The organism is Streptococcus sinensis (assembly GCF_000767835.1).
Classification (GTDB): domain Bacteria; phylum Bacillota; class Bacilli; order Lactobacillales; family Streptococcaceae; genus Streptococcus; species Streptococcus sinensis.
Genome location: NZ_JPEN01000002.1, coordinates 1 through 7,567, shown reverse-complemented (window position 1 = coordinate 7,567; position 7,567 = coordinate 1). Strand labels below are relative to the sequence as shown.

The 7,567-nt window shown below is 43.3% G+C and carries 6 protein-coding genes; all 6 read right to left on the bottom strand.

Annotated elements, in window-relative coordinates:
• Positions 1–213: 213 nt before the first annotated feature.
• A complete protein-coding gene (gene pepC, locus SSIN_RS00090; protein WP_037614380.1) occupies positions 214–1,551 on the bottom strand; it encodes an aminopeptidase C in 1,338 nt (445 codons plus the stop codon).
• 70 nt (positions 1,552–1,621) lie between these two features.
• A complete protein-coding gene (locus tag SSIN_RS00085) occupies positions 1,622–2,185 on the bottom strand; it encodes a GNAT family N-acetyltransferase (protein WP_037614379.1) in 564 nt (187 codons plus the stop codon).
• Between the two features lie 47 nt (positions 2,186–2,232).
• Positions 2,233–3,057 (bottom strand): ammonia-dependent NAD(+) synthetase, encoded by an 825-nt coding sequence (nadE, locus tag SSIN_RS00080; protein ID WP_037614378.1) that lies wholly within the window; start codon positions 3,055–3,057, stop codon positions 2,233–2,235.
• Positions 3,054–4,514, bottom strand: a complete 1,461-nt coding sequence (locus SSIN_RS00075; protein ID WP_037614377.1) for a nicotinate phosphoribosyltransferase — start codon at positions 4,512–4,514, stop codon at positions 3,054–3,056. The genes nadE and SSIN_RS00075 overlap by 4 nt, the downstream gene beginning before the upstream one ends.
• A 532-nt stretch (positions 4,515–5,046) precedes the next feature.
• Entirely contained in the window at positions 5,047–6,444 is a 1,398-nt protein-coding gene (locus tag SSIN_RS00070) for an amino acid permease (RefSeq protein WP_037614376.1), read from the bottom strand.
• Positions 6,445–6,600: 156 nt separating this feature from the next.
• Positions 6,601–7,567 (bottom strand): GBS Bsp-like repeat-containing protein (locus SSIN_RS00065; RefSeq protein ID WP_037614375.1); only part of this gene is annotated, 967 nt, incomplete at its 5' end.

The following is a 7,567-nucleotide window of genomic DNA, read 5'->3' as shown; positions in this document are numbered from 1 at the left end:
AAAAGCAACGGCAAATCCGTTGCTTTTTTTGTAGCAAAGGGACTATTGTCCCAGACTCTTTTTGTTTATATCAAAGTTTAAAACAACTGTCATCCAGTAGAAAACAAGCCTATTGATAACTGATTGCTCATAACTCTAGCATGTAAATAAGAATTGAATTCTCGTATATAAAATAGAGAAAACAATGCTTTAATTTGAAAGGAGTAAAAAAATCTACTTACTTGCCAAAGCTCCCATTGGATCCCATGGTGCTAGGACAATTGGTTCAGCATTGTAGGCTGCCAGTTCTTCTGGTGTCAAGAAGTCTTTTCTGACTACGATTTGGTAAGTGTACTCATCCATCCAAGCATCGCTGGCGACAAAGTAGCCCTTATCTCCAACCTTGTCTCCCCAAGAATTTTCCACCTTCCATTTTTTGGCTTGACCCTTTTCATCCAAATCCACTCCAGCCAGTACCATAGCATGGGTCATAAGGCTCTCGCTGTAATCAAGACGGCCTGCCTTATCTTGGGTCAACTGAATATCCATGCTGGCAGTCAAATCATGCATACCTTCCTCCATGATTCCTGCCTTGCGATTACTGGATTGACCCACATCAGAGCCAAACCAAACAGTCTCACCAGCCTGCATCTGTGCAATAGCCAATTCCTTGAGACGCTTCATTTCTACATTCAAATAGCGAACAGGTTTACTGCCGACTACATTGCCCAACATTTCGACCGTGTAAGACTTGCCATAAGGTTTATCAGCTGTTGGCGCATTGATAATTGACACATAGTCATCCAGCTTGAGGTCTACATATTTTTGGTAAAAGGCCTGCGGAGTCAAATCAGCTTCACTATGGTAGTTGCCGTCCTTGTCCCGATAAGCAAAGTCAAACTTCCGAGGAGGTAAGCCCAGCGACATCGCTAGGAAGTTGAAAATTTCCTGTAGTAAAGATTCTTTCTTGGCTTGTAGACTAGCTTCATCTGCACCATGCAGAGCCAGCTCACGCAAGATTTGAGCATCCTGACGCAAGAGTTTATTGAGCAACTGATTGAACTCTCGGCTATTGCTAGAAGAAATGGACTCCGGATAAACTGACTTGGGCACGACCCCGTATTTCTCAAAAAGAGCCACAACCATATCCCACTGACCGCCATCCTGTTGAGGCGTATCTAAGAGGAATTTGACCTTGCGGCTGGTTAGTTCTTGGTCAGCCGTTGCCAAAACCTGCTCCAAGAACCAGTTGGACTTTTCATATTTATCCCAAAAGAAGGTATGAGCTTGGGATAGCTCAAAATCTTCCAGCTGGAAGCCAGCAATCATCTTGTGGCGGAAGGTATTAAGAGCTGCAAACATCCAGCAGCGGCCAGAAGCCTTCTGGTCGCTGACCTTGTCTTTGGTGAGATCCAGTGAGAAAACAGGTGCATTTTCTACGGCAGCAGTCCGTTTTTCCAAAGAAGTCAAGAGACCATTGTGACTAATGGCGTTTTCCATAGCGGCATATTTAGCATTAGCCTCATAGTCCGCAAAAAGCTTATCTGTAAAATCTTGTTTTAATGAATGCATAAATTCCTCTTTTTTCTATAGACTATTATAGACCTTTTAAAAATTCCTGCAAAGAAAAAGTTAAGCGCGCCTAACTTTTTCTTTGCAAATCTGATTTTAGGATTCCATAGACAGAAAAATCTTTGACTTCTCCCTTATGAAAGACAGCTTGACGAAAGGTTCCTTCGTAACGCATGCCAGCTTTGGCCATAACACGGCCAGAAGCTGGATTAGCTGTTACAAAATCAGCCCTCACACGATTGAAACCTGCTTCCAGCAAGAGATAGTTCAAAACGGCCTTTAGAGCTTCGGTCATCAGTCCTTTTCCCCAGTAGTCTTGACTCAAAATATAACCGACCTCGCAAGCATTGACGGTCTCATCCCTGTCTACCACACTGATGTCACCAATCACGTGCTTAGGATTTTCTTTCAGGCAGATTGCCCATTTGTAAAAATCCAAGTTTTGGTAATTCTCAGCCCAGCAAGCAATTGATTGTTTGGCCATATCGGGACTCTCGTAAGCATCCCATGTCACATGCAACAGATTATCAGGGCGGGAAGCCCAGTTGTCGTACATAGCTTGATAGTCAGATGCTACAAAAGGTCTTAGCAAAAGACGTTTCGTTTCGATGGACTGTGTACCTACCTTTTTCATTGCTTTCTCGCTTCCTAGCCGGGGTTAAAAAGATTCACTAGAGCTTTTCACTTCCAAAATTCATCAAAAATCGTAATCGGCAAATGGCGTTTGTGCTGGCCTTTATGCCACCAAGACTCGATAGTTTCTTGAGCTTGAGCGGAAACGGACTTACCTTCGAGATAATCGTCAATTTCATTATAGGTCACGCCCAGAGCGACTTCATCAGCAATTCCAGGTTTTTCTTCTTCCAAGTCAGCCGTCGGCACCTTTTCATAGAGAGCCGGATTCGCTCCTAAGGCGGCCAAAAGCTGCTTGCCTTGACGCTTATTGAGACGATAGAGGGGCACAATATCTGCTCCGCCATCCCCAAACTTGGTGAAAAAGGCTGTGATATTCTCTGCTGCATGGTCGGTCCCAATGACAGCTCCGCTATATGAACCAGCCAAAGCATACTGGGCAATCATGCGGCTACGTGCCTTGATATTACCCTTGTTAAAATCAGAGACTTTGGCACCCGTTGCCTCCACAGCCTTTGTCATAACATCAGCAGATTCCTTGATATTGACTGTCAAACTGACATCAGGCTGGATAAAAGCCAGAGCCTTTTGCGCATCATCTTCATCTGCCTGGACACCGTAAGGCAGGCGGACAGCGATAAAGCGATAGCTATCATCTCCTGTCTCTGCCCGCATCTCTTCTACGGCTAGCTGGGCTAAACGACCAGCCAAGGTTGAGTCTTGACCACCAGAAATGCCCAGAACATAACTTTTCAAGAAAGGATGTTTTCTCAGATAGGCCTTGAGAAAGTCCACTGTCTTGCGGATTTCTTCCTCTGGGTCAATGACGGGCTTGACGCCTAGTTGACGGATGATTTCTTCTTGTAGGCTCATTTTTCTGCTCCTATCTGGTAGGCTTTCTTGCGCATCTGGTCAATCAAGTCCATCTTATCCTGCCAAATATCACGCGCCAAATCGACCGGATAATCTTGTGGATTGAGGACCCGCTTGTACTCGTCCCAGAGTTTGTCAAATTCTCGGCGGGCATAGTCCTGAATCTCAGACAGAGTCGGCAAATCATAAACGAGCTGGCCTTCTTTATAAATATCCACCAAGAGCGGCACCGCATCAAAATTCTTGACTGTCTTATTGATATAAGTATAAGTCGGATGGAACATCTCCAGCTCTGCCAGATGGGTGACGTCAACTCCATCATAAGTGATGTAGTCGCCCTCAGACTTGCCTTTTTCACGGCTGGTAATCCGCCAAACCTGCTTCTTGCCCGGAGTCGAAACCTTTTCAGCATTGTTGGAGAGCTTGATGGTGTTACGCAAGTGCCCATTCTCATCTTCAATCGCTACAATTTTGTAAACCGCACCCAGAGCTGGCTGATCGTAGGCAGTTATCAGCTTGGTTCCCACACCCCAGACATCAATCTTGGCCTTTTGCATTTTCAAATTGAGGATGGTATTCTCATCCAAATCATTGGAAGCATAAATTTTAGCATCTGGGAAGCCCGCTTCATCCAATTGCTGGCGAACTTTTTTAGAAATATAGGCCAAGTCTCCAGAGTCAATCCGCACACCTAGGAAATTAATTTTATCGCCCAATTCACGCGCTACGCGAATGGCCATAGGAACCCCGATCCGAAGTGTATCGTAGGTGTCTACTAAGAACACACAGTCCCGATGAGTGCTTGCATAAGCCTTAAAAGCCTCATAATCATTACCATAAACCTGCACAAGTGCATGGGCATGCGTTCCCAAAACAGGAATATCAAAGAGCTTCCCTGCCCGAACATTGCTGGTGCCATTGGCTCCGCCAATAACGGCTGCCCGTGTTCCCCAAATCGCTGCATCCATTTCCTGAGCACGACGGGTACCAAACTCCATCAGTGGCTCATCTTCGATCACAGAGCGAATGCGAGCTGCCTTAGTGGCAATCAAGGTTTGGAAATTAACGATATTTAAAATCGCAGTTTCTACCAACTGACATTGTGCCAGCGGGCCTTCTACCTGAACGATCGGCTCATTGGCAAACACCAAATCACCTTCTTGGGCAGAACGAACTGTCAGTTGCATCTTCAAATTCCGTAAATAATCTAAAAATGCTCCATTATAACCCAATGACTCTAAATAGTCCAAATCCGTCTGGCTAAATTTCAAATCATTCAGATAAGCCACAATCCTCTCTAAGCCCGCAAAAACCGCATAGCCATTATTAAAAGGATTCTTGCGGAAAAAGACCTCAAAAACAGCACGTTTATTATGAATATTTTTATTAAAATAAACCTGCATCATATTGATTTGATATAAATCAGTGTGTAAAGTTAAACTATCATCTGGGTACATGTTCCTTACTCCTCTATCCTTTTATACTGGCTCAAAATCAACATGAAACCTTTCTTTTTAATCGCTTTCTAGTGGCGGTGCCGTCCAGATACTTCCTGACTTATCCTGAAGGCTAAAGACTCAAAGTTCCATAGAAAACTAGGCAAGAGATCAGAAAATCAAAGATTTGTGATTCGTGGTTCCATCCCCGTCACGATGGCTAATTCCAATCGTCCCAAAAGCTCTTTGAGCTTGCAAATAGCTAACGAAGTCAGATACAAGGAAAGCTCAAAACAAGCATCTTTCAAACTAGACAGCATCGGCAATATATCTTGCAACAATGAACTACAACTTTTCAGAAGCTTAGGAATTTTGAACTAGCCTTGTCTTGATGACAAGGGAAAGTATCAAAAAGAATTTGATTGAAAGTTAATTTCAACTCTTCAAAGTCACATTTAAATTTTGAGTATGTATAATTGTATTTATTATAACACAAATGACAAAAAGCATTAGACTAAAAATAGAAAAAGAGCTGAAAAATCAGCTCTATCATTCATTTTGTTTTCTTAATTGGAAACTTGAGTTGGCTATACAGGCCAAACGCAACAATCCAGACGGCAGATCCGATTGCTCCTACAACCGTTGACTCTTGTAAGAAAAGAGTGACAAAGACAAAGGCAAAGAAGAGCATGGTCAAAGGATTGAGAAACTTATAGGCCGGCATGAGATAGCCATCCGCCATAAACTCCGGTGACTTGCGATATTTGAGGTGGGCTAGCATGGTCAGACCATAGATGGCGATGTAGACACCAGATGAGGAAGCCGTAATCAAGGCAAAGGAATCCGATACTCCCGGCAGAATCTTGATAAAGGCCGCAAAGGCAATGACAGCCGCCGAAGTCAAAATAGCATTCTGTGGAACATTTTGCCGAGACAGCTTCCCAGCTCCTATTTTCTTTAGGAAACGATTAGGCGTATCGTGAGCAATCTGATACAAATGGCGCCCAGTTGAGTAAAGAGTCGAATTCAGAGCCGAGGCTGCTGAAGTTAGGACTACGAAGTTAATCAATGCTGCCGCCCACTTGAGGCCAGCCAACTTAAAAACGATAACAAAGGGAGAATCAGCCGTTGCCAGCTCTTTCCAAGGAATAATAGCCATAATGGCAAGGAGAGAGCCTCCGTAAAACAAGATAATCCGCAAAGGAATTTCTTTGATTGCTTTTGGCAGCACCGCTCGCGGATTTTCCGTTTCAGAAGTGGTAATACCGATAAATTCAATAGCCTGATAGGCAAAGAAAACCATCTGGAAAGCCATAATAAAGTTCATAAAGCCATTAGGAAAAAGCTGAAAATCTTGGCTGATATTCCCAAGACTGGCTACTCCGTGCGGTGTTTCAAATCCTGTCAGCATCATAAAAATAGCTGTTGCAATCAAGGCCATAATGGCTACAATCTTTATCATAGCAAACCAAAATTCAACCTCGCCGAAAACTCGAACCGCTATCAGATTGACCAAACTAAGAAGGGCTAGAAAGACGAGCTGAATCAGCCAAGCTGGCCAGTCAGGAAACCAGTACTGCACATACTGGGCAACAGCCGTAATCTCAGCCATTCCAATAAAAATCAGAGAAATCCAGTAGGACCAGCCTGAAAAATAACCCCAGCCAGTTCCCAAATATTTCGTAATAAAGTTAATAAAAGTATGCTGATCAGGGTCGTAATAAAGCATTTCTCCGATAGCCCGCATCATCAGATACATGAACATCCCCGTTAGCATATAAATCAAGATGATGGACGGACCAGTCAGACTAATCGAGCGCCCAGCTCCCAAAAAGAGCCCTGTACCAATGGTCCCAGCTATGGCAATAATCTGAACATGTCGATTCTGCAATCCACGTTTCATCCCATTTTTGGTTTTTGTTTCAAATTTTTTCCTGTCATTTTCAATCATTTGACCTCTCCTTTTCATGTGAACTGACTTATTGTATCACAATTCTGACAATTCTACCAGATATTTTTTATTTTCTACAAATCTCTGCTCTGTGAAAATACCAAAAAGAGCTGGGATAGAAATCCAGCTCTTCATTGTTTTGAACTAGGCCAACATCTAAGATCTCACGGTAATAAACGGTGAACCTTCCGTGTTATCTTCTGGAGCACCACTTTTTACACCAAAAAGATAATCAACTGAGTACCAGCCATTATTATTGGCATTGTAAGGATCAAACACCTGTGTTTGTCCGTTTTGATAACCTCTCATGACCAACTCATGGGTGACTGGGTAGTTTGCAAAAACACTACTACCAACAGCTGCTAACACATGATGCCCAATCGCCAAAGATTGTTTAACTGCGGCTGATGAGGATAAAATATCCGTTGTCAGTCCCCAGTTCTGAGCCGCTTGGATAATTCCTCGACTTGAAGTTCCGAATAGGCCATTTTTGTTAAAGGAATCTGTATTATGATACAGGAAATCTGCTACAGTTGTCGGTAAAACAGTTTGACCAGTAATGCCAGAGATAGCCATTGCCAAAGTGGTCGGAACACAGCCAGTAGCATTCAAATTATAATTCCCGTAGACTCGGCCAGCCCATCGAGGATCACGTTGGGAATAATACGGCGTACTATAAAGCCCCCTATTGACTGTCGTAGTCGTACCACCAACTCCTACTAAGCTGCCATCATTTTGGTTATAATATAAATGGACAATATATTCACCCGTTGAATATTTATGATTTGAGGCCCGTACCAAGGCTTTATAACTACCATCTGCTTGTTTTTGAGCTTGATACCAAACGATATCATCCTGCCCATTGACACTAGACCAAGTTGGTAAATAAACTGCCTTGACTCCTTTGGGGTTAAATATATTGGACACTACCACTTCAAAAGTACCTAGCCGAGGATTGTTGTTTTGAATGGTAATTTTTCCTATTGGCTTGATATTTTCTGCATCTATATTTGCTGTCGTCTTGGTGCCACCAACGCCGACCATACGACCATCATTCTGGACATAGTAGAGGTGGATGTTGTATTCACCTGTGGAATACTTGTGGTCGCGTAGATTGACCTGC

What these genes read in the sequence shown, in the direction of transcription:
- pepC (WP_037614380.1), bottom strand. Translation starts at nt 1,551, where the DNA reads ATGCATTCATTAAAACAAGATTTTACAGATAAGCTTTTTGCGGACTAT.
- SSIN_RS00085 (WP_037614379.1), bottom strand. Translation starts at nt 2,185, where the DNA reads ATGAAAAAGGTAGGTACACAGTCCATCGAAACGAAACGTCTTTTGCTA.
- nadE (WP_037614378.1), bottom strand. Translation starts at nt 3,057, where the DNA reads ATGAGCCTACAAGAAGAAATCATCCGTCAACTAGGCGTCAAGCCCGTC.
- SSIN_RS00075 (WP_037614377.1), bottom strand. Translation starts at nt 4,514, where the DNA reads ATGTACCCAGATGATAGTTTAACTTTACACACTGATTTATATCAAATC.
- SSIN_RS00070 (WP_037614376.1), bottom strand. Translation starts at nt 6,444, where the DNA reads ATGATTGAAAATGACAGGAAAAAATTTGAAACAAAAACCAAAAATGGG.